The sequence below is a fragment of the Novosphingobium sp. genome (assembly GCF_025351285.1).
GTDB lineage: Bacteria > Pseudomonadota > Alphaproteobacteria > Sphingomonadales > Sphingomonadaceae > Novosphingobium.
Map to the genome: position 1 here is coordinate 1 of NZ_JANXWG010000157.1, position 21,095 is coordinate 21,095.

Consider the following 21,095-nt stretch of genomic DNA (forward strand, 5'->3'; position numbering starts at 1 on the left):
GTCGAGCGCTTCTGCCCGATCGCGACATAGATGCAGTAGAGCTTCTGGCTCTCGTCGTCGCCGGCGTTGGCCTTCTTCTGGTTGATGAAGGTGTCGAGCGCGACGGCGGTCTTGCCGGTCTGGCGATCGCCGATGATCAGCTCGCGCTGGCCGCGACCGACGGGGACGAGCGCGTCGAGCGCCTTGAGTCCGGTCTGGACCGGCTCGTGAACCGACTGGCGCGGGATGATGCCCGGCGCCTTGGATTCGACGCGCATGCGCTGGTCCGAAATGATCGGACCCTTGCCGTCGATCGGGTTGCCGAGGCCATCGACCACGCGGCCGAGCAGGCCCTTGCCGACGGGCACGTCGACGATGGTGCCGGTGCGCTTGACGGTGTCACCCTCGCCGATTTCGGTGTCCGAACCGAAGATCACGACACCGACGTTGTCGGCTTCGAGGTTGAGCGCCATGCCCTTCACGCCGTTGGCGAATTCGACCATTTCGCCCGCCTGGACCTGGTCGAGCCCGTGGATGCGGGCGATACCGTCACCCACCGAGAGCACGGTGCCGACTTCCGAGACCTGGGCCTCGGTGCCGAAGCTTGCGATCTGGTCCTTGATGACCTTCGAGATTTCTGCGGCGCGGATTTCCATTTTCAGCCTTTCAATCGAATTGGGTTCTTAGTCCCTGAGTCTTTGGCGAGCGGGCGTCAGCCCTTCATCGCCTGCGACAGGGAATTGAGACGGGTGCGGATCGAGCTGTCGATCATCTGGCTGCCGATACGGACCACCAGGCCACCGAGGATTTCGGGGTCGACGCGGGTGCGCAGTTTGACCGAGCGGCCTTCGCGGATCTTGAGCTTTTCGGCCAGTTGGGCGAGCTGCGTATCATCGAGCGCGTGCGCGGTCGTGACTTCGGCCGAAACCTCGCCGCGCTGGGCCGCGGCGATCGCAAAGAATGCGCGCACCATGTCGGGCAGCGAGGCCAGCCGGCGGTTGCCTGCCAGCACGCCCAGAAAATTGCGGGTCAGTTCCGAGCAGCCGAGCACCGTGGCCACCGCTTCGATCGCCTTGCCGGCATCTGCGCGGCTGATCTGCGGGTTGCGGATCAACCGCGCGAAATCATCCGATTCGCGAACCGCCTGATCCAGCCGTTCGAGGTCACCCTCGACCGCGCTGACGGTCCCTGCTTCGCTCGCCAAATCGAACAATGCTGAGGCGTAACGCCCTGCCAAGCTCGCCGTAATGCCGCCGGAATTATCCACGCGCTGGTGTTTCCTCGTTGTTTGTTCGCTTATCGGGCACCGGATGCGCGCATCGGCACAGACCCCCCGCAGATGGGGGCGCGCCTAGCAACGATTGTTCGCAGACGCAAGATCGCGCTAGGCAGGTTACGCAGGCGCGATGCAATGCGGGAGAGCAACGATGGGTGAATGGATATCGGTGCCGATGCGCGATGGGCACGCCTTGCCGGTGTGGCACGTCGCTCCGGTGGGAGATCGCAAGGGCAGCCTGGTCCTGGTGCAGGAGATTTTCGGCGTCACCGACCACATCCGCGAATGCTGCGATGAATATGCGGCGGAAGGCTATGAGGTCATCTCGCCCGCGCTGTTCGATCGCACCAAACCTGGCTTCGAGGCCGGCTACAGCGGCGCCGACTGGGAGGCCGCGGTCAAGATGGGCCGCGAACGCCACCCGATGGAACAGAGCCTGGCCGACACCAGCGATTGCCTCAACTGGTTCGCGGCGCAGCATCTCGAGAGCCCCCTGTTCATCATGGGTTACTGCTATGGGGGATCGATCGCCTGGCGGATGGCGCAGACCGAACCGGCGGTGTGGGGCGCCTCGTGCTTCTATGGTGGACACATCGCCACCCGCTACGCCGACGAGGCCCCGCTCTGCGCCACGATCGCGCATTTCGGGCGCTTCGATTCGCTGGTCGAGATCGCGCCTGTCGAAAAGTTGATCGAAAAGCAGCATCCCACCGCGCAGATCTTCATCTACGAAGCCGGCCATGGCTTCAATTCCGACCGGCGCAAGGACTATCATCCGCCCAGCGCCGAACTGGCCAAGGCACGCACGCTCCAGTTGTTCAAGGTGCTTGCCGGCTGATTGCGCACGACCACACTTCTGCGTTAGTCTCCCCGGTAAAACAGGGAGAGAGCCATGAAGATGAGCGCCATGTCCGAGCATGTCGGGATCGAGGTCAGCGACGTCGATCTTGCCGCAATGAGCGATGCCGATCTGGCCGCGATCAAGGACGCCGTGTTCCAGCATGGCGTGGTTGCGGTGCGCGATCAGGCGATCAGCCCGCAGCAGCACATCGCCTTCGCGAATCGCTGGGGCGGGATCGACATCAACAACTACTTCCCCGTCAACGGCGAATTCGCCGAGATCGCCGAGGTGCGCAAGGCCGAGAACCAGACCACCAACATCGGCGGCGGCTGGCACACCGATCACTCGTACGACCAGGTGCCCGCGATGGGCTCGATCCTGGTGGCCCGCGAACTGCCTCCCAGCGGCGGCGACACATTGTTCGCCAGCATGGGGGCGGCTTACGATTCGCTGTCCGACGGGCTCAAGGCCACGCTCGAAACGCTGAAGGCGGTTCATTCGGCCGATCATGTCTATCGCGCCGACGGCTATTACGCCCAGACCGACATGGCCGCCGACTTGCGCGGGCACGATCAGGTCACCCGCGCGGTCCACCCGGTGGTGATCCGCCACCCCGTTACCGGGCGCAAGGTGCTCTACGTCAACGGCGCGTTCACGCTGCACTTCGAAGGCTGGACCCGCGAAGAGAGCATGCCGCTGCTCAACTACCTTGTCTCGGTCGGCGCGCGGGCGGAGTTCGCCTGCCGGCTGCATTGGCAACCCGGCACCGTGGCGATCTGGGACAACCGTTCGACCTGGCACCTGGCGATGAACGACTACCACGGCCACAAACGCGTCATGCACCGCATCACGCTGAGCGGGGTGCCGCTAGCGGCGTGAAGGGGCCGCCAGCGACGGGATTTCGCACCACTGTGGCACTTCCTGTCACAACGTTCTAAGCGCGCCCGACACGCTCACCCAACCCAGGCAAACCCATGGCCCGCAAGAGTTCCAAGCGCGATCCCTACGATCACTTGCCCAGCGAGGAAGACGTCGCTGCGCCAGTGATCCCGTGCTGGCTGTGCGGGCGGCCTTTGGGCAAGACCGTGGTCCAGCACCACCCCGTGCCCAAAAGCCGCGGCGGGCGCGATACGGTGCCGATGCATCCGATCTGCCAGCAGGCGCTGATCGCCAATTTCACCAATTCCGAACTGCAGCGCCACGGCATGGACGTTGAAGGCTTGCTGGCCAATCCTACCGTGCGCAAGTTCGTCGACTGGGTGGCGAACAAGGACCCCGATTTCACGGCGACGACGGCCAAGAAGGGGCGCTGAAGCCGCCTACTTCAACGGCTGGCAATGGTACGAAAGCCGCTCCTGCGGTTCGGGCGGCAGCAGCGCCGTCAGCGATTGCTCGTCATTCGCCAGGTTGCGCGCCACCTCGTCGGTCGCGCCGCATTCGGGCGCCTTGAACTTGCCGCGCGCGTCGCGCAGCCTGGCCATCGTATCGAAGCCGAGCAGGTAGTGATCGGTGCGGAAGGTGCGCGTGGCCGGATCATAAGCGTTGACCGAGACGGTCTCGTCCTGCCGGGGCACCAGCACGCGGCTGTAGCCGTTCGCGCCCAGGCCATATTGCGTGCGCGTGTTGACGCAGCCGCCGGCGTCGAACTCCAGCGGAATGTCCTGCGTGTCCGATACGGTGACGCGGCTGCGCTGCGGGTCGATCACGCAGATCATCTTGCCGGTTCCGTTGTCCGCAATCTTGGCGGCGGATTTCGTGGCGCTGGCCGACGGGCTTGGTGCCGCCAGCGCATCCTTGGCGCGTTCGTCGATCGACGATAGCGGCGGACGCACCAGCCACAGCACCACCGCGCCGAACAGCAGCGCCACGCCGCCGATCGCGGCAATCCGCATCGCACGATCGTTCCCGCGCTGTGCGAACACGAACGCGGCACCCGCCGCAGCGAGCGCGGCGACGAGCGCGACCCCGGCCATCGCCATGCCGTTCTCGCGCTCGGCCAGCACTTTCAGTTCGGTGTCGCGGCGGACCTTTTCGGCGTGGCGGCGATCGTCCTCGGCTTTGGCCGCCAATCTGGCCTGGTCGCCGGCGTTGAGCTGGCTTTGCTGCGCGGCGAAATCGGCGTTCGAGCGGCACGGCATCGCGTTCTGGTGCGGCTTGACCCCGGCGCGTTGCAGGAACGGCAGCACTTCGCGCATCGAAATGGCAAAATAGAACGCCGAATCGGTGCCGTTGTTGCTGATCGTGCCGAATGAATTGACCCCCACCACGCGCCCGCAGCCATCGAGCAGCGGCCCGCCCGAATTGCCCGCACCGATCGCCGCGGTATGCAGGATCGTGTCGACCGAGCGCGCGCTGCGCCCGCCCGAAACCGCGCCGCGCGATTTGACCGGCGATTGCGGACCGACCAGATCGCCCATGCCCAGACCTTGCGCCAGGTCGACGTTGCCGGGATAGCCCACCGCGGTGACTTCGGACCCATCGGTCACCATACCCGGATAAAGCGCGAGCGCGGGGATGCTGCCGGGTTCGGCCAGTTTCAGCAGCGCCAGGTCCTTGTCCCTGGACACCGCCACCACTTTGGCCATGTAGCCCTTCTTGCCCTCGGGCGGGACCACGCCGATCACCAGTTGCGGGTCGTTCTCGACCATTTCGACCACGTGCGCGTTGGTGACGATCTGGTTGTCGCTGACCGCAAACCCAGTGCCGTGGCCGATCAGCCGGGCATTGGTGCCATCGAAATCGACCAGCACTACCCGCACCACCCCGCGCGCGGCGGCGCCGATATCGGCAGGGTCGGCACCGGCTTGCACCGGAAGAAATGCGGCAAGGATCAGGGTGAGGGCGGTCAGGAAGCGGATCATCGGGCGGGGGTGTAGAGGATCGGGACTGTAAGAAAAAGGCGGATTGAAAGGGGAAGTGGAGCCTGCGGCGGGCAAGGCCGAAGCATTTGCCTGCAAATGCGACCACCGAAGATTCGACCCTTGCATCTCGGGTGTTTTGGCCGGGAATTCTGGGTTGTGGTTGACGCGGAACGGGGTGTGAAACTCTGTGACGTTCAAGGGTTTGGGGACGCCTTCGGCGCGGCTTGACGGTAGCGGCCGCCCTCCTCCAAGTCTTTGCCAATATTGCATTTGTCCCGTTCCGAAGCCATTACCGTCACCTTGACTGGTGCGCTCGAACACCTGCCGAACGGTCAACGCAAATGTGACCTTCCATTCCGGAGCGAATTGCCGCCTCGGAGAAGCCATGACCGTGCCACACGCCAATGAGAAACCAGAAATCATCGAGCAGGTTAAGGCACATCAGACCAATGTAGGAAAGCCTGTCCTCTGACCGTCGCCCCGCACTGATGCGGGGTTTGGCTTTCCTTCGAAGCGTCCGTCGTCGGGCAGAGATGCGAAAGGTTAGCCAAGCCCCGTGTCAAGCACGGGGCGCCGAGCGGTTGCTGGGGCTGGCGGTGCTCACGACCTGAGGCGGTCTCCGAACGCCCGCAATTGCGTCGTATCCGGAAAGTCCGCTTTCCGCACGACTGTGCTGCCAAGCGGCCGAAAGCAATTGCGCGCGTCTTGCGCGCCGAGGTCAGTACTCCCCTAACCAGCTTTGACCGCAAGCCGCGGGACGCGGTCCTTCGGGCTCTCCGCTATCGGGGCGGGGCAACCGAAAGGGACCAAGCCATGACTTATTCGATCGAGGGCCTCGATCCCGCGCCATTCGCCCCGCTGTTTGCGCTCGATGATGCCGCATTGGCCGCGTGCGGGGCGATGCGTGTTGCCGCCAGCGCAAGCCGCGGCTTTCCCTGCCGGGTCAGCCTTGAGGATGCGCGCGAGGGCGATGAACTGATCCTGCTCCACCACGTCAGCCACGATGTGCCGACGCCCTACCGCAGCGCCTATGCGATCTATGTGCGCAAGGGCGTGCAGCGGGCGGGGCCGTGGATCGATGCCACGCCGCCAGTGTTCGAAGGGCGCCCGATCGCCTTGCGCGGGTTCGGGGCCGACGGATTGCTGAAGGCCGCAACGCTCGCGCTGCCGGGCGATGCCGATCGCGCGATCCGGGCGCTGTTGGACAACGCCGCGATCGCCTATATTGATGCGCACAACGCCGCGCATGGCTGTTTTGCCGCGCGGATCGAACGCCACGAGGAGGCGGAGCAATGAACACGCAGACCGCCACCATGATCGAGCCCGAGGCCGCCTGGTGCGCAGTGCTGGCGCGCGATCGGCGGGCGGATGGGCGCTTCGTGACCGGGGTGCTGACCACCGGCATCTACTGCCGCCCCAGTTGCGCGGCGCGGCATCCGCGGCGCGAGAACGTGCGGTTTTTCGCCGATGGTGCGGGCGCGCGCGCGATGGGCTTGCGCGCCTGCCTGCGCTGCTCGCCCGACGAAGTCAGCCGCGACGAGGCGGCGGTGCTGAGTGCCATCGCGGCGATTCGTGCTGCGGAGGAGGGCATTCCCTTGGGCGATCTCGCTGCGCAATCGGGCTATTCGCCGGCGCATTTCCAGCGCGTGTTCACCCGTGCTACCGGTCTTTCGCCCGCCGCGTATGCGCGGTCGCTGCGGCTCGACCGCGCCGGCGAAGCGCTGAGCGCGGGCGAAAGCGTGACCGAAGCGATCTATGCGGCGGGGTTTTCGGGCCCGTCGCGGTTCTATGCGGCGAGCGGGGGGAGAATGGGTATGACACCATCGGCTTGGGCCGCAGGTGGGCGGGGCGTCACGATCCGCTGGGCGGTGGTGGACACCACCTTGGGCGCGATGCTGGTTGCTGCGACCGAAAAGGGCGTGTGCCGGTTGTCGTTCAACGAGACCGGGGAGGACTTGCGCACGCGCTTTCCCAATGCCGACCTGGCCAGGGGTGATGCCGACTTCGCAGCGCTGCTGGCCCAGGTGATCGCCGCGGTCGAGGCGCCGGGCGACTTCAGCCATATCCCGATCGACGTGAAGGGCACCGCCTTCCAGGAAGCGGTGTGGCGCGAATTGCAGCGCATTCCTTTGGGCGAAACGCGCAGTTATGCCGAACTTGCCGCCGCGGTCGGTCGCCCCAACGCGGTGCGCGCGGCGGGATCGGCCAATGGCGCCAATCACGTCTCGGTCCTGATCCCGTGCCACCGCGTGATCCGCACCGATGGGTCGTTGGGTGGCTATGCTTATGGGCTGGCGATCAAACAGGAACTGCTTGATCGCGAAAACAGCAAAGGCGCGATCAAGCACGAGTTGCTGAACCGTGAGCGCGATCCCGCTGCGGGACGCTGACGCGCCCCGATTGTGTGATCCACATCACATTGGCGGTTGCAACGGCGCCGCATCGCTGCAAAATGGGGGCGATCATCGGAGCAGGGTCGCACCTGCCGGCGGGCGCGTGTCCGCAGCAAGGATGAAGCTTCGGGATTGCTTGTGGGGGGCAGTCTTGTGACGGGCGATTCGGCAGATACATTTCTGCGTTATGATGTGAACGGCAGTCCGGTCGATGTTCCGATCGAGCGGCTGGGAATCTGCGGCTTCGGCCGGGCCACGTCGAACACCGTGGTCATCAGCGACAACATGGCCAGCCGCGAACACGCGATGATCCGCCGCAACGCCACCGGCCACTGCATCCTCAACGATCTGGGCAGCACCAACGGCACGTTCCTCAACGGCCGTCCGATTTCGATGCCCAGCCCGCTGCGGTCGGGCGACATCATCCAGGTCGGCCGGCAGGTAATGGAATTCATCCAGACCGCCGATCCGCAGGAACTGGTCGATCCCAACGCCGGGCGCACGCAGTTCCTGGTCGAACAGCAATTGGTCAGCGTGCTGGTGATCGACTTGCGCGGCTATACCGGCTTGTCCGCCGCGATGGGCGAAACCGCGATCGCGGCGATGATGGGCGAGATATTCCAGGAAGCCGGCGCGATCCTCAACCAGGCGGGCTGCTGGTCGACCAAGTTCATCGGCGATGCCATCATGGCGCTGTGGGTCCACGCCACCAATGCGATCACGCGCAAGGACATGGTCACGATCTTCGACGTGATGAGCGGCTACCAGGGCATCTTCCGCGTGGCCGAACGCAAGCACAAGCCGCCCAACCCGCTGCGCTTCGGCTGCGGGCTGAATGCCGGCATGGCCTCGATCGGCAACATCGGCAGCGCGGGTTCGGCCGACTTCACCGCGATGGGCGAAGCCGTCAACATCGCCTTCCGGCTGGAGACGGCGACCAAGGCCGCTGGCTGCGACGTGCTGATCGCGCGCGACATGTTCGAGGCGATGACCGACGTGCGCTACTGCCCGACCAACGTGGTCGAGGTGGATTTGAAGGGCTATGACGCGGCGTTCCCGGCGGTGCCGATGAACTTCGACGATATCGGCGGGTTCATCGAGGGGCTGCTGGCGGCGGAATAAGAGGTTCGTGGCTCCCCGCCCGCTTGCGGGAGGGGCTGGGGGTGGGCAGCGCCACAGCACCACCCTGACACCATCGACCAGCACCACCCCCTGATCGACCGGCGCGGTTGACCTGTCATGCTTATGCTCCGACGGTCCAGCCCACAATGGGGGCAACCAACATGACGGCAATCGGCAAGATCCTGCGCCATCCCGCGCTGCACGCGGCGGCCGCGTTCGTGCTGTTCACGGCGGCTTACGTGCTGACCGGCATCGCGGCCACCGGCTACAAACCGCTGCGCAATTCGCCGTTGCAGGTGCTGATCACGCTTGTCTGCGTAGGCCTGACGGTGGTGTTGTACAAATGGTTCCAGCGCCGGGTCGAACGGCGCAAGGATGAGGAGTTCGCGCTTCCCGGCGCGGCGCGCGAAACGGGCGCCGGGTTCGCGGGTGGGCTGCTGCTGTTCTCGGCGATGGTCGGGGTCACCGCGCTGCTCGGCGGGCTGGAGGTCGACGGCGTGCGCGGGGTGGGGCGGCTGTGGACCATGATCGCGATGGGCATCGCCACGGGCTTTTTCGAGGAACTGCTGTTTCGCGGCATCCTGTTCCGCCAGGTCGAACGCGTGGGCGGAAGCTGGGGTGCGCTGGCCGTGACCTCGGCGTTCTTCGGCCTTGCGCATATCATGAACCCCGGCGCGACGTGGTTCGCCGCCGTGGCGATCGCGTTCGAGGCGGGCATCCTGCTCGGCGGTGCCTATATGCTGACCCGGCGGCTGTGGCTGGCGATCGGGCTCCACGCGGGCTGGAACTTTACGCAAGGCTGGATCTTCAGCGTGCCGGTCTCTGGTGGCAAGGCGCCCGAGGGCCTGCTGCTCGTTCAGCGCCACGGCCCCGACTGGCTGACCGGCGGCGCGTTCGGGCTGGAGGCGAGCGCAGTGGCGATGGTTGTGGCGACTTCGGCGGGTTGCGTGCTGCTGTGGCTGGCGCATCGGCGGGGGCGGTTCGTCAAGCCGATGTGGGCGCGGTAGTGATCCGCCGGATTTCGTCACCCTGAACTTGTTTCAGGGTCCATCGTGCCCCATCCTCCGACAGTGCAAACCGTGAAATGGATGCTGAAACAAGTTCAGCATGACAGTAGCAAATTGAGGCGCTGTGATGGACGAAGATTTTTGCGATTGTTCGGAACATGGTGAGCAACCTATAACTTACGTCTGCCGGCACATCACCGGACAGCGTCGTCCGAAGACGGCGGGGTTCGTTTCAGGCGCTTCCGAAGGGCATGATGATCTGCGGGACGCGTGGTGCGATACATGCAACGAATATCTACAAACTCACGGCGGAATCTGGGTCGAAGACCAAGTGGAAGTGCCCGGTGGTATCGATATTCTTTGCGCGGAATGCTACAGGTTGAGAGAAGCAGACGCTCGACGGGTTGGGCGCCGAACTTTCATCCAAGGCTAATCAACGCAACCTTTTCAAAAACAGCCCACCCTGCTGCGACTAACTTCGCCTTCGGCTCAGCAAGTCTCGCGCCCCTCCCGCAAGCGGGCGGGGAAAGTCTGACTCCCTGCCCGCTTGCGGGAGGGGCTGGGGGTGGGCAGCGACCGGGCACCAGCCCCTCAAACAAAACTATACGGATCGATATCCACCCCGACCCGCACCCCTTGCGGAAACCGCAGCGGCTCCAGCCACTCCCGGATCACGCGCTGCACCTCGCTCGACCGCCGGGCATTCACCAGCAACCGATAGCGATACCGCCCTCGCAGCAGCGATAGCGGGGCAGGCGCGGGGCCGAGCACCGCGAGATCAGGCAACCGCGGCGCGGTGGCGCCGATTTCGCGCGCGGCGGTGCGGGCTTCGGCTTCGTCTTCGGAGCTGACGATGATCGCCGCCCAGCGCCCGAACGGCGGGGCACCGGCGCTGCGGCGGGCTTCGGTTTCGGCGGCGTAAAACGCATCGCGGTCGCCGCTGGCCAGCGCGGCGATGACGGCGGCCGTTGGGTGGCGGGTCTGGATCAGCACTTCGCCGGGCTTGCTGGCGCGGCCGGCGCGGCCGGCGACTTGGGCGACTTGCTGGTAGGTGCGCTCGGCCGCGCGCAAGTCGCCGCCTTCCAGCCCCATGTCGGCATCGACCACGCCCACCAGCGTCAGTTCGGGGAAGTGGTAACCCTTGGTGACGAGTTGCGTGCCGACGATCACGTCGATCGCGCCGCCTTGCGCCATCGCCACGAATTCCGCCGCCTTGGCCGGGCTGGTCAGCGTGTCCGACGTGACGATCGCCACGCGCGCTTGCGGCAGGATTTCGGCTACCTCGTCGGCGATGCGCTCCACCCCCGGCCCGCAGGCGACCAGGCAATCGGGCTGGCCGCATTCGGGGCACTTGTCGGGCGTGGGCTGTTCGTGCCCGCAATGGTGGCACGCCAGCCGCCGCGACAGCCGGTGTTCGACCAGCCAGGCCGAGCAGTTCGCGCATTTGAACCTATATCCGCAATGGCGGCACAGCGTCAGAGGCGCATAGCCGCGGCGGTTGAGGAACAGCAGCGATTGCTCGCCCTTGGCCAGCCGGTCCTTCAACGCCTCGACCAGCGGCGGGGCGAGCCAGCGGCCGCGTTCGGGCGGGTGTTCGGTGAGGTTTAGGATCGACACTTCGGGCATTGTCGCCCCGCCGAAGCGATCGGCCATGACCACGCGGGTATACGTGCCGTTCTCGGCCATTTGCAGCGATTCGAGCGCGGGTGTGGCGCTGGCGAGGATCACCGGCACGCCTTCGAACCGCGCGCGCATCACCGCCACGTCGCGCGCGTTGTAGCGCACGCCGTCGTCCTGCTTGAAGCTGATCTCGTGCGCTTCATCGACCACGATCAGGCCGAGCTTGGCGAAGGGCAGAAACAATGCGGAGCGCGCGCCGATGACGACTTGCGCGGTGCCGCCAGCGACTGCGCGCCAAGCCCGGCGGCGTTCGGACGACTTGAGCGAGGAATGCCAGGTCACCGGTGGCGCGCCGAAGCGAGCCTCGAAACGGGCCAGAAACGTCTCGGTCAGCGCGATTTCGGGGAGCAGCACCAACACTTGCCGGCCCTTGCGCAAGCATTCGGCGATGGCCTCGCAATAGGCTTCGGTCTTGCCCGATCCGGTCACGCCGTCGAGCAGGAAGGGAGCGAATGCCTCGGCGCGGACCGCATCGACGAACTGGTCGGCGGCGGCTTGCTGGTCGTCGCTCAGCGTGGGCGTGGCGAAATCGGGATCGGCGTGGGGGAAGGGGCGGTCGCTGTCGACTTGCACCGCTTCGAGCAGCCCCGCGCCCGCCATTCCGCGCAGCACGGCGTCGGACACGCTCGCGATGGCGGCCAATTCGCGGATCGTGCCTTGCTGGCCTTCCAGCTTTTCGATCGCGGCCTTTCGCTGCGGGGTGAGCCTTGCGGGCTCGGCTCCGGTCAGCCGGTATTCGGTCAGAGTGCCGCCGCCACGCAACGCCGCGCCGCTCGACAGCGCCATCCGCGCGACCGAGGACAGCGGCGCCATGTAGTAATCGGCGCACCATTCGATCAGCCGCCTCAAGGGCGCGGCGAGCGGCGGCACGGGCATCACCGCCAGCAGCGGGCGCAGCTTGCTCTCGGGAAAATCGGCGCCGGGCAGGCGACCTTCGTCCCACACCACGCCCATGATCTGCCGCGGCCCGAGCGGGGCGACCACCACGCTGCCCGGCTCCACGTCCATTCCGGCCGGTACACGGTAATCGAGCACGCCCAGCGCGGCGTTGAAGACCACGCAGCGGACGCGTGACAGAGGTTGGGCGCGGTTCATCTTGCCGCCGATATAGGGACAAGCGAGAGCGGGCAAAGCCTGCCGTGCAAGAAGCTGAAGGAAACCGCCCATGCAGTCATCCATCACCCCCAGCCGCCGCGTGTTCGTGACCGGCGCGGCCCTCACCGCACTGCTCGCGGCGAGCGGGTGCGCCACCCAGCCGGGCTATTTCGACGTGCTGGAGGCCATCCGGCGGCTGATGCAGGTCTCGGCTGACCGCGCTTTCGCGCAGTTGATCGCGCCCGGCGGGTTCTATGACAACCAGGTCGCGCGGCTCAACTTGCCGCGCCAGTTCGAAGGGCGCGGCGGGCAGATTGCCGACCGCCTGGTGCGTTCGAACGCGATGCGCGACCGGCTGATGCGCAGTTTCAACGACATGGCCAGCCGCGCTGCCTATCGCGCTGCGCCCGCCGTGGCCGATGCTGTCTACCGCATCGGCATCCGCGATACCATGGCAATTCTCCACGGTAGCCCCTCGGCCGCGACCGATCGGTTGCATCAGGAGATGGGCGATTACCTCGTTTCGATCCTGGTGCCCGAATTCGGCAACTTGCTCCACGCCGCCAACGACCCGCTGTTGAGCGAACTGATCATCGCGCTGACCGGCGTGGACCTGGGCGCGATCGCCGACGATCTCGCGCACCAGGCCGATGCCGCGATCTGGCGCGAGATCGGCCGGCAGGAAGCCGCGATCCGGGCCGATCCGCGTGCCACCAACGATCCGGTGCTGATCCGGCTGTTCGGAAGGTAGCGCGCGGTCTGGCGTGTCCCTATAGCGGCGCGGAATCACTCACCCCAGCCGGGAACCCGCGCCATGAAATTCTTCGCCGACACCGCCGACACTGCCGATATTGCCGATCTCGCCGCCACCGGCCTGCTCGATGGGGTGACCACCAACCCCTCGCTGATCGCCAAGTCGGGGCGCGATTTCATCGAGGTGACGCGCGAGATCTGCGGGCTGGTCGATGGTCCGGTCAGTGCCGAAGTGGTCGCGCTCGATCACGCCGGGATGATGCGCGAGGCTGAAATCCTGCGCAAGATCGCCAGCAACGTCTGCATCAAGGTGCCGCTGACGCTCGACGGGCTGAAGACCTGCAAGGCGCTGACGGGCGAGGGCACGATGGTCAACGTCACGCTGTGTTTTTCGGCCAACCAGGCGTTGCTCGCGGCCAAGGCGGGGGCGACCTTCGTTTCGCCGTTCGTCGGCCGGCACGACGATAATGGCTACGATGGGATGGAGCTGATCAGCGATATCCGCCTGATCTACGACAACTATGCGTTTGAAACGCAGATCCTGGTGGCAAGCGTGCGCCACGTGATGCACGTTTACGAAGCCGCCAAGATCGGCGCCGACGTGATGACCGCGCCGCCCGCGGTGATCCGCGCTTTGGTCAAGCACGTGCTGACCGACAAGGGCATCGAGGGCTTCATGGCCGATTGGGCAAAGACCGGGCAAAGCATCGGCTAATTGAGAATCGTCACCCTGAACTTGTTTCAGGGTCCATCTTGCGTCTAGGCGTGACTGATGCGTGACGAATCCCCCCTCGACCGTTTCCGTTCCGTACTCACCGGCTCATCGCGCGCGATTGCGCGCGAGCCCGAGATCGAAGTGGCGTGGACCGCCGATGCGCCGGCGCAATCGGGCGGATCGTTCCGCGTGCCGATGCCAGGCCGGCAATTGCCGCGCGAGGCGGTGGCCGAAGCGCGTGGTGCGGCGGATTCAATGGCGCTGCGCGTCCGGCACCATAACGCCGCGCTCCATTCTCGTGGGCTTCCTGCGGAAGCGGTCGCGCGGGCGTGCTACGATGCGGTGGAGCAAGTGCGGTTCGAGGCGCTGGGTTCGCGCGATTATGCGGGGATTCGCGGCAATCTCGACGCGGCGCTGACCGCGCGGGTTGCGGGCGATCCGATCACGCGCGCCGGGTCTGCGGACGAAGTGCCGATGGATGCCGCGCTGGCGCTGTTGTTGCGAGAACGGCTGACCGGGCAGCCGATCCCGGCCAAGGCGGCGGCGGGTGCGGCCTTGCTGCGCGACTTTATATCCGAGCGCGCCGACGGCGATTTCGAGGCGCTGTCGGGCAAGCTCGATGATCAGGCGGCGTTCCAGGCGGCGATGTTGCAGATGCTCCAGCATCTCGACCTGACCAAGCCCACCGATGCGCCCCCGCCCACCGATTTGGACGACGACACCGACGAGGGCGACCAGGACGACGAAGGCGAGGACGAGACGCAGGATTCGTCCGACGACAGCCAGCCCAGCGAAGCCGCGGGCGAAAACGCCGAGGGCGACGAGGATTCGGACGGTGAAGTCGAAACCGAACGCCCCGACGATTCGGCCGATGCCGACATGGCTGACGAGGGCGAGGAAGGGATGCTCCCCACGCGCCCCAACCGCCCGTGGACCGATCTGCCCGACAACTTCGACTACAAGGCTTTCACCACGCAGTTCGACGAAGTCGTCAGCGCGGCGGACTTGTGCGACGAGGACGAGCTGACCCGGCTGCGCGCTTATCTCGATGCGCAGTTGAAGGGGTTGCAGGGCGTTGTCACTCGGCTTGCAAACCGGTTGCAGCGACGTTTGATGGCGCAGCAGAACCGCAGTTGGGACTTCGATCAGGAAGAAGGCCTGCTCGATGCCGCGCGGCTGGCGCGGGTGGTGGTTTCTCCGGGCCATTCGCTGTCGTACAAGATCGAACGCGAGGTGAAGTTCAAGGACACCGTGGTCACGCTGCTGATCGACAATTCGGGATCGATGCGCGGGCGGCCGATTTCGATCGCGGCGATCAGCGCGGACATTTTGGCGCGCACGCTCGAACGCTGCGGGGTCAAGACCGAGGTGCTGGGCTTCACCACGCGTGCGTGGAAGGGCGGCCAATCGCGCGAATCGTGGCTGGCGGGCGGCAAGCCGGCGCACCCGGGGCGGCTGAACGACTTGCGCCACATCGTTTACAAGAAGGCCGACGAACCGTGGCGCCGCGCGCGGAAAAACCTTGGGCTGATGATGCGCGAGGGGCTGCTCAAGGAAAACATCGACGGCGAGGCGCTGCTTTGGGCGCATAACAGGCTGCTGGGGCGGCAGGAAGATCGCCGCATCCTGATGGTCATTTCGGACGGCGCGCCGGTCGATGACAGCACGCTGTCGGTGAACAACGCCGGCTATCTCGAAACGCATCTGCGCCGCGTGATCGACTGGATCGAGCAGCAATCGCCGGTGCAATTGGTGGCGATCGGCATCGGGCACGACGTCACACGATACTATCGCCGCGCGGTGACGATCATGGATGCCGAACAGTTGGGCGGGATCATCATCGAGCAGCTTGCCGGGCTGTTCGAGGAAGAGGACAAGCGATGAACGTTTCCGAAGCCGTCGCCAGCCGGCGTTCGATCCGCGCGTTTCTCGACAAGCCGGTCGATCTGGCGGTGCTGACCCGCGTGCTTGAAAAGGCGCAGAATTCTCCGTCGGGGGGCAATACCCAGCCTTGGAACGTGACGGTGCTGGCGGGTGATCCGCTGGCGAAACTGCTCGATCACGTTGCGGGGGCGATTCCCGAAGGGCTGGCTGCCTATTCGGCTGAATATCCGATCTATCCGGCCGAACTCGAAGGCCGCTACAGCACCAGCCGGTTCGGTGTGGGCGAGGCGATGTATGCTGCGCTCGAGATCCCGCGCGAGGACAAGGCGCGGCGGATGGAGGTGTTCCGCAACAACTTCCGTGCGTTCGGGGCGCCGGTGCTGATGCTGGTGCACACCCCGCGCTACATGGGGCTGCCGCAATGGTCGGACATCGGCATGTGGTTGCAGACGGTGCTGCTGCTGCTGCGCGAGGAAGGGCTCGATTCCTGCGCGCAGGAGGCCTGGGCGGTGTATCAAAAGCACATCCGCGAAGTGGTCGAACTGCCCGAGCATCACATCTTCTTCTGCGGCGTGGCGATCGGCTGGGGCGATCGCGAGGCGGCGGTCAACCGGTTTCCGGTGGCGCGGGTGCCGATCGACCAGGTTGCCCGGTTCGAAGGGTTCTGACGCCGGACCGGTCGCAGGGGTTTCTGCGGCTGCCGCAATTGAGGCTTTGGCAAGGTTTCCGGCGCCACAGGTGCGACAACGCATGGTGGTAGCATAAGCCGTTGGCAGGCAGCCCTGGCAACCGTATGTGTGCGCAATGGCACCGCGCGACCAAGCGCGGGCTGGCAGGATGGTCGCTGATCTGACGGGGCTTATGGCCGTGCTTGCGCGCGGGCAGGGGGATTTGGCGAAAAATGGCGGAGCAGGGCGCAAGCCGTAATTCGGAACGCGAAGTACCCGACGGCAGGATCGAGCGGTTTCGGCGTTTGCTGCGGCAACTGGGCGCGCAACGCGTTGCCGTGGCGGCGGTGCTGCTGGTTGTCGCGTTGTTCGCGGCCGGGGTGAGCTGGAAGATCCCGCTGCTCCACGATGCCGAAGACGGCCTTTACGACGTTCGCGCCAGCCTGTTCGCGCCCGCCACCGATACCGACAAGCGCGTCGCGCTGGTGGTCTACACCGCCGACACCAACCGCAAGACGGGCAAGATCTCGCCGGTCGACCGCACGATCCTGGCCAAGGCGCTCGAACAGATCGACAAGCTGGGCGCCAAGGGCGTGGGTATCGATATCCTGTTCGATTCGCCGCAAGCCGACGACGTGCTGCTGCAAGCGACGCTGAAGGCGATGAAGACCCCGGTGTTCCTGGCGTTTGCCAACAACAAGACCAACCCAGACGCGATCACCTTCGAGCAGGAACAGGACCTGAGGAAGTATATCGACACCGTTCGCACGCCGGTGGTCGGTCCGATGAGCATCCTGCTCGAAACCGATGCCGATGCGGTCGCGCGGCGCTGGCCGCACCAGTATGACGGGCTTCCGCCGGTGCTGGCGATGTCGATGACCGCGAAGCAGGGCGCCGATGCCGATCATCGCTTCGATCATTACCTCGGGCCGATCCGCTTCCGCGTGCCGACCGCGAAGGATCGCCCGGTGTTCGACAAGCTGCCGATCGACCTTCTGGCCGATCCCGACAGCGCGGGGCTGATGGCCGATACGATCAAGGGTCGCTACATCCTGATCGGCGGAGATTTTTCCGACTTCGACCAATTCGATACGCCGTTCACGCGGACGGGGAATCCGGTGACGGGCGAGCGCCGCATGATCGGGGTCGAGGTCCATGCCAACATGCTGGCGCAAGTGCTCGATCACAAGCTTCCGCCAGCGATTCCGGCTGCCGTGCTGTGGCTGGCGGCGGCGTTGGCGGTACTGCTGGGCGTGGCCACGGCATCGGCGAAGATGCGCACCGCGCTGCTGGCGCTCGGCGTGATCGTGCAATTCGCGGCGTTCCTGGCGGTGCCGTTCCTGCTCCAGCGCGCCGGGTTCAACACGCTGGGTGTGCCCTCGGTGGGGTGGGTGGTCGGTTGGCTGATCGCGTTCACCGCGGTGAGTTCGGCGCTGCGCGCGATCAACGCGGCGCAACGCGAATTCGCGCAAGGTGCGCTGGGCAAGTACCTGCCGCGCTCGGTCGCGTCCGAGATCATGAAGAACCCCGAACGGCTGATGCTGCACGGCGAAAAGCGCGAGATTTTCGCGATGTTCAGCGATCTGGAAGGCTTCACCAAGCTGACTCACGCGGTCGAGCCAGAGATGATCGCGCGGCTGCTCAACGATTATCTCGATCGGCTGTCGGCGGTCGTGCTGCAATATGGCGGCACGCTCGACAAGTTCGTGGGCGATGCTGTGGTGGCATTCTGGGGTGCGCCGATCGCTTACCCGGATGACGGCGAGCGTGCGGTCAAGGCGGCTTACGCGATGTACCTGGCGGGCGAGGAATTCCGCAAGGCCGCGCCCGCAGGCGTGCCGAAGATCGGCCGCACCCGCGTGGGCGTGCATTATGGCGAGGCCATCGTCGGCAACTTCGGCGGCGAGGGGCGCATCCAGTACACGGCGCTGGGCGATGCCATGAACACCGCCGCGCGTCTGGAGGGCGCGAACAAGCCGCTCGATACCAAGGTGCTGGTCAGCCGTGAGGCCATGGAGCGGACGGGGCTCGACTGGTTCCGCCCGATGGGCCGGATCAACTTGCGCGGCCGCGCCACCCCGGTCGAAGTGTTCGAACCGGTGCCCGATATGTCCGATGCCGAAAAGGCGATCAGCGCGGCCATCATTTCGGCGCACGACGAAGGCAATTCAGCGCTTGTGCAGACACTCACAGACACAATGCCGGAATCTGTTAAAGACGATGCCATAATCAATCTGTTGCAGCGCTTGCAGCAGACACACAAAGGAGAGAGTTATGTCCTTGGTTGAAACTCGGGCGGCTAACTCGAAACGGCTCAAGCTTTTGATCGCCGGTGCGGCGGCTTTCGGTGCATTGGCGCTGGCTGGTGGTGCGCTGGCGCAAGCGATCGTGGTGCGTTCGACCGGGCCTTCGGCAGCGCAGTATCCGCAAGGCAAGAAGCTGCCGGCCAACGCCAGCGTCAGCCTCAAGCCGGGCGACAAGGTGACGGTGATCGACAAGGCCGGTTCGCGTGTCCTGTCCGGCCCGGGCAACTTCACGCTCAACGGCGCGGTGGAACGCGGTGGCGGGTCGGTGATGGCCAACATGATGGTCGGCGGCGGATCGCGCGCGCGCACCGGGGCCGTGCGCGGCGCGCCGGTGGGCCTCGAGGCGCCGACCGCTCCCGACAATATCTGGGCGATCGACGTGACCAAGGGCGGCACCTATTGCGTGGCCGATCCGGCATCGCTGGTGCTGTGGCGCCCGAACCGCGCCGATGCGATCACCGGCAAGCTGGGCGCCAACGGCAAGACGATCCCGGTTTCGTGGAAGGCCGGCAGCGCGCTCAAATTGTGGCCGAATGCTGATATTCCGGTGGTCGACGGGCAGACGTATGTGTTTACCGGGCCGGTAACGGTCAATTCCACGATCACGCTGAAGAAGCTGGCGGCCATGCCGGCGGACCAGATGCAGGTGGCCTCGATGCTGGCGGAAAAGGGCTGCAACGCGCAATTGGACGTGATCGCCAGCCAGGCGGCGACGGCGCAGTAAACATCTCGCGCCTTGACCGCGCCCGGCTTGGCGCGGCAAGGCGCGGAGCATGTCCGATACCGCCTCCCCCGCACCGCTCAAGCTGTTCAACAGCCTGACGCGCAGCCTCGAAACCTTCGAACCGATTCACCCCGGAACCGAAGGTGACGCTAACGATCCACCCGAGGCCCGTGTCTATTCGTGCGGGCCGACGGTCTACAATTACCAGCACGTCGGCAACATGCGCGCTTATGTGTTTGCCGATACGCTCGGGCGGGTGCTGAGTTTCAAAGGCTACAAGCTCAGCCACGTCATCAACATCACCGATGTCGGCCACCTGACCAGCGACGCCGACGCGGGCGATGACAAGATGGAGAAGGCCGCGAGCCGCGAGGGCAAATCGGCCTGGGATATCGCGCGGCATTACCAGGCGGTGTTCGAGGCCGATCTGGCGCGGCTCAACATTCGCAAACCCCAGCACCCGCGCGCGACCGATTATGTCGCGGCGATGATCGCATGGGGTAAGGCGATCGAGGACAAGCACTGCTACCGGCTGGATGGCGGGCTCTATTTCGATGTGACAACGGTGCCCGATTACGGCCGGCTGGCGCGCGCAAACACCGATGAAGGCGAGGGCCGAATCGAATCGGTCGAGGGCAAGCGCCACGCCGCCGACTTCGCGATCTGGCGCACCACCCCACCGGGCGAGACGCGGCAGATGGAATGGGATTCGCCGTGGGGCCGCGGCGCGCCGGGCTGGCACATCGAATGCAGCGTGATGAGCGCCGAACTGCTCGGCCACCCGTTCGACATCCACACCGGCGGGATCGACCACCGCGAAATCCACCATCCCAACGAGATCGCCCAGAACCAGGCGCACGCCTGCGGGCCGGACAGCGGCGCGCGGATCTGGATGCACAACAATTTCCTGATCGACCGGCGGGGCAAGATGTCCAAGTCGAGCGGCGATTTCCTGACGTTGCAGGCGCTGGTCGATCGCGGGTTCCATCCGCTGGCGTTCCGGATGCTGTGCCTGCAGGCGCATTATCGGAGCGAGCTGGAGTTTTCGTGGGAAGGGCTGGCGGCGGCGTTGGTGCGGTTGAAGCGGTTGGTGATGGCGATTGACGTCCTCAAATCCCGTCATGCTGAACTTGTTACAGCATCCATCGCGCAGCCGGAGACTGCCGCTCGTGGGGAGATATGGACCCTGAAACAAGTTCAGGGTGACGATGAAATTATGGCGGGCTTCCGTTCGCAGGTCGATGGGATTGATAAGACCATTTCCGACGATCTGAATACGGCCGTGGCGCTGGTTACCTTGGATACAGTCCTGTCAATAAAAGGAGCGACACTAGGGCCAGCGCTTAAATTTGTTGATGCAGTGGATTCGCTGCTGGGTTTGAATCTCGCAACATTGGCGCGTGCCGATCTTCGCATCCGCCCCATCACCGCCACCATCACCGAACCCGAAATCGAAGCCGCACTCGCTGCCCGCAAGGAAGCCCGCGCCGCCAAGGATTTCGCCCGATCGGACGCGCTCCGCGACGAACTCGCCGCGCAAGGCGTCGAAGTCATGGACGGCGATCCGCTCGGCTGGGACTGGAAATTGGAGGCGTGAGGCTGTGGCGTCTCGTCCGGCCGGGGCACGAGGCGCTCGATGGCGCGGGCGCTCTGCGGCATGGCGGGCGTTACACACCGCCGGGTGTGGCGGTGGTGCCGCTGGCGTCGGAGGCGGGGCTCGCGGTGTTGGTGGCGCTGCGCTATCACGCGGCCGATGATCGCGACGACTATCGCCTCGGCTGGGTGGACGTC

Annotated in this window: 18 protein-coding genes and 1 pseudogene; 15 read left to right on the top strand and 4 right to left on the bottom strand. The window is 65.5% G+C overall.

Features of this window, described 5'->3' with window-relative positions:
• A pseudogene (locus Q0R16_RS19125) lies at positions 1 to 635 on the bottom strand (F0F1 ATP synthase subunit alpha); the annotation flags it as partial.
• A 56-nt stretch (positions 636 to 691) separates the two neighbouring features.
• Positions 692 to 1,246 carry a F0F1 ATP synthase subunit delta gene (locus Q0R16_RS19130; protein WP_295640125.1) on the bottom strand — a complete coding sequence of 185 codons (555 nt, stop codon included), beginning with the start codon at positions 1,244 to 1,246 and terminating at the stop codon, positions 692 to 694.
• A gap of 160 nt (positions 1,247 to 1,406) precedes the next feature.
• Here Q0R16_RS19130 and Q0R16_RS19135 point away from each other — a divergent pair, with 160 nt between their 5' ends.
• From Q0R16_RS19135 to Q0R16_RS19145, 3 genes are all read left to right on the top strand, one after another.
• Positions 1,407 to 2,093, top strand: coding sequence for a dienelactone hydrolase family protein (locus Q0R16_RS19135; RefSeq protein ID WP_295640128.1), 687 nt, complete (start codon positions 1,407 to 1,409; stop codon positions 2,091 to 2,093).
• 54 nt (positions 2,094 to 2,147) lie between these two features.
• Positions 2,148 to 2,975: a TauD/TfdA family dioxygenase gene (locus Q0R16_RS19140; protein ID WP_295640131.1), complete on the top strand. Its 828-nt coding sequence runs from the start codon at positions 2,148 to 2,150 to the stop codon at positions 2,973 to 2,975.
• Between the two features lie 95 nt (positions 2,976 to 3,070).
• Positions 3,071 to 3,409, top strand: a complete 339-nt coding sequence (locus Q0R16_RS19145; protein ID WP_295640134.1) for a hypothetical protein — start codon at positions 3,071 to 3,073, stop codon at positions 3,407 to 3,409.
• A gap of 6 nt (positions 3,410 to 3,415) precedes the next feature.
• On the opposite strand, the gene Q0R16_RS19150 is transcribed toward Q0R16_RS19145, so the two are convergent.
• Positions 3,416 to 4,957, bottom strand: coding sequence for a serine protease (locus tag Q0R16_RS19150; protein ID WP_295640137.1), 1,542 nt, complete (start codon positions 4,955 to 4,957; stop codon positions 3,416 to 3,418).
• A gap of 813 nt (positions 4,958 to 5,770) precedes the next feature.
• Here Q0R16_RS19150 and Q0R16_RS19155 point away from each other — a divergent pair.
• The 4 genes from Q0R16_RS19155 to Q0R16_RS19170 all read left to right on the top strand — a co-directional run bounded on the left by Q0R16_RS19155 (position 5,771) and on the right by Q0R16_RS19170 (position 9,479).
• Positions 5,771 to 6,253, top strand: coding sequence for a DUF1203 domain-containing protein (locus tag Q0R16_RS19155; protein ID WP_295640140.1), 483 nt, complete (start codon positions 5,771 to 5,773; stop codon positions 6,251 to 6,253).
• Positions 6,250 to 7,347: a bifunctional transcriptional activator/DNA repair enzyme AdaA gene (locus tag Q0R16_RS19160; protein ID WP_295640143.1), complete on the top strand. Its 1,098-nt coding sequence runs from the start codon at positions 6,250 to 6,252 to the stop codon at positions 7,345 to 7,347. Before Q0R16_RS19155 ends, Q0R16_RS19160 begins: the two co-directional genes overlap by 4 nt.
• A gap of 156 nt (positions 7,348 to 7,503) precedes the next feature.
• Entirely contained in the window at positions 7,504 to 8,472 is a 969-nt protein-coding gene (locus tag Q0R16_RS19165) for an adenylate/guanylate cyclase domain-containing protein (RefSeq protein WP_295640146.1), read from the top strand.
• Between the two features lie 161 nt (positions 8,473 to 8,633).
• Positions 8,634 to 9,479, top strand: coding sequence for a type II CAAX endopeptidase family protein (locus Q0R16_RS19170; RefSeq protein WP_295640149.1), 846 nt, complete (start codon positions 8,634 to 8,636; stop codon positions 9,477 to 9,479).
• A gap of 591 nt (positions 9,480 to 10,070) precedes the next feature.
• On the opposite strand, the gene Q0R16_RS19175 is transcribed toward Q0R16_RS19170, so the two are convergent.
• A complete protein-coding gene (locus Q0R16_RS19175; RefSeq protein ID WP_295640176.1) occupies positions 10,071 to 12,236 on the bottom strand; it encodes a primosomal protein N' in 2,166 nt (721 codons plus the stop codon).
• Positions 12,237 to 12,324: 88 nt separating this feature from the next.
• Here Q0R16_RS19175 and Q0R16_RS19180 point away from each other — a divergent pair, with 88 nt between their 5' ends.
• The 8 genes from Q0R16_RS19180 to Q0R16_RS19215 form a co-directional block, all read left to right on the top strand.
• Positions 12,325 to 13,005: a DUF4197 family protein gene (locus tag Q0R16_RS19180; protein ID WP_295640151.1), complete on the top strand. Its 681-nt coding sequence runs from the start codon at positions 12,325 to 12,327 to the stop codon at positions 13,003 to 13,005.
• 63 nt (positions 13,006 to 13,068) lie between these two features.
• Complete coding sequence (fsa, locus tag Q0R16_RS19185; RefSeq protein ID WP_295640154.1) at positions 13,069 to 13,722, top strand: fructose-6-phosphate aldolase; 654 nt, start codon at positions 13,069 to 13,071, stop codon at positions 13,720 to 13,722.
• A gap of 57 nt (positions 13,723 to 13,779) precedes the next feature.
• Entirely contained in the window at positions 13,780 to 15,606 is a 1,827-nt protein-coding gene (gene cobT, locus Q0R16_RS19190; RefSeq protein ID WP_295640157.1) for a cobaltochelatase subunit CobT, read from the top strand.
• Positions 15,603 to 16,274, top strand: a complete 672-nt coding sequence (locus Q0R16_RS19195) for a nitroreductase (RefSeq protein ID WP_295640160.1) — start codon at positions 15,603 to 15,605, stop codon at positions 16,272 to 16,274. Before cobT ends, Q0R16_RS19195 begins: the two co-directional genes overlap by 4 nt.
• Positions 16,275 to 16,507: 233 nt before the next feature.
• Positions 16,508 to 18,562: an adenylate/guanylate cyclase domain-containing protein gene (locus Q0R16_RS19200; protein ID WP_295640163.1), complete on the top strand. Its 2,055-nt coding sequence runs from the start codon at positions 16,508 to 16,510 to the stop codon at positions 18,560 to 18,562.
• The gene (locus Q0R16_RS19205) at positions 18,549 to 19,304 is read left to right on the top strand and encodes a hypothetical protein (RefSeq protein ID WP_295640166.1); all 756 of its coding nucleotides are present in this window, start codon (positions 18,549 to 18,551) and stop codon (positions 19,302 to 19,304) included. Before Q0R16_RS19200 ends, Q0R16_RS19205 begins: the two co-directional genes overlap by 14 nt.
• Before the next feature lie 49 nt (positions 19,305 to 19,353).
• Entirely contained in the window at positions 19,354 to 20,901 is a 1,548-nt protein-coding gene (cysS, locus tag Q0R16_RS19210; RefSeq protein ID WP_295640170.1) for a cysteine--tRNA ligase, read from the top strand.
• Positions 20,898 to 21,095 (top strand): RES domain-containing protein (locus Q0R16_RS19215; RefSeq protein ID WP_295640173.1); only part of this gene is annotated, 198 nt, incomplete at its 3' end. The genes cysS and Q0R16_RS19215, both read left to right, overlap by 4 nt.

Bases quoted from the DNA above. Each gene is read 5' to 3' on its own strand.
- Q0R16_RS19135 (WP_295640128.1), top strand. From the start codon at position 1,407: ATGGGTGAATGGATATCGGTGCCGATGCGCGATGGGCACGCCTTGCCG.
- Q0R16_RS19140 (WP_295640131.1), top strand. From the start codon at position 2,148: ATGAAGATGAGCGCCATGTCCGAGCATGTCGGGATCGAGGTCAGCGAC.
- Q0R16_RS19145 (WP_295640134.1), top strand. From the start codon at position 3,071: ATGGCCCGCAAGAGTTCCAAGCGCGATCCCTACGATCACTTGCCCAGC.
- Q0R16_RS19150 (WP_295640137.1), bottom strand. From the start codon at position 4,957: ATGATCCGCTTCCTGACCGCCCTCACCCTGATCCTTGCCGCATTTCTT.
- Q0R16_RS19155 (WP_295640140.1), top strand. From the start codon at position 5,771: ATGACTTATTCGATCGAGGGCCTCGATCCCGCGCCATTCGCCCCGCTG.
- Q0R16_RS19160 (WP_295640143.1), top strand. From the start codon at position 6,250: ATGAACACGCAGACCGCCACCATGATCGAGCCCGAGGCCGCCTGGTGC.
- Q0R16_RS19170 (WP_295640149.1), top strand. From the start codon at position 8,634: ATGACGGCAATCGGCAAGATCCTGCGCCATCCCGCGCTGCACGCGGCG.
- Q0R16_RS19180 (WP_295640151.1), top strand. From the start codon at position 12,325: ATGCAGTCATCCATCACCCCCAGCCGCCGCGTGTTCGTGACCGGCGCG.
- fsa (WP_295640154.1), top strand. From the start codon at position 13,069: ATGAAATTCTTCGCCGACACCGCCGACACTGCCGATATTGCCGATCTC.
- cobT (WP_295640157.1), top strand. From the start codon at position 13,780: ATGCGTGACGAATCCCCCCTCGACCGTTTCCGTTCCGTACTCACCGGC.
- Q0R16_RS19195 (WP_295640160.1), top strand. From the start codon at position 15,603: ATGAACGTTTCCGAAGCCGTCGCCAGCCGGCGTTCGATCCGCGCGTTT.
- Q0R16_RS19200 (WP_295640163.1), top strand. From the start codon at position 16,508: ATGGCGGAGCAGGGCGCAAGCCGTAATTCGGAACGCGAAGTACCCGAC.
- Q0R16_RS19205 (WP_295640166.1), top strand. From the start codon at position 18,549: ATGTCCTTGGTTGAAACTCGGGCGGCTAACTCGAAACGGCTCAAGCTT.
- cysS (WP_295640170.1), top strand. From the start codon at position 19,354: ATGTCCGATACCGCCTCCCCCGCACCGCTCAAGCTGTTCAACAGCCTG.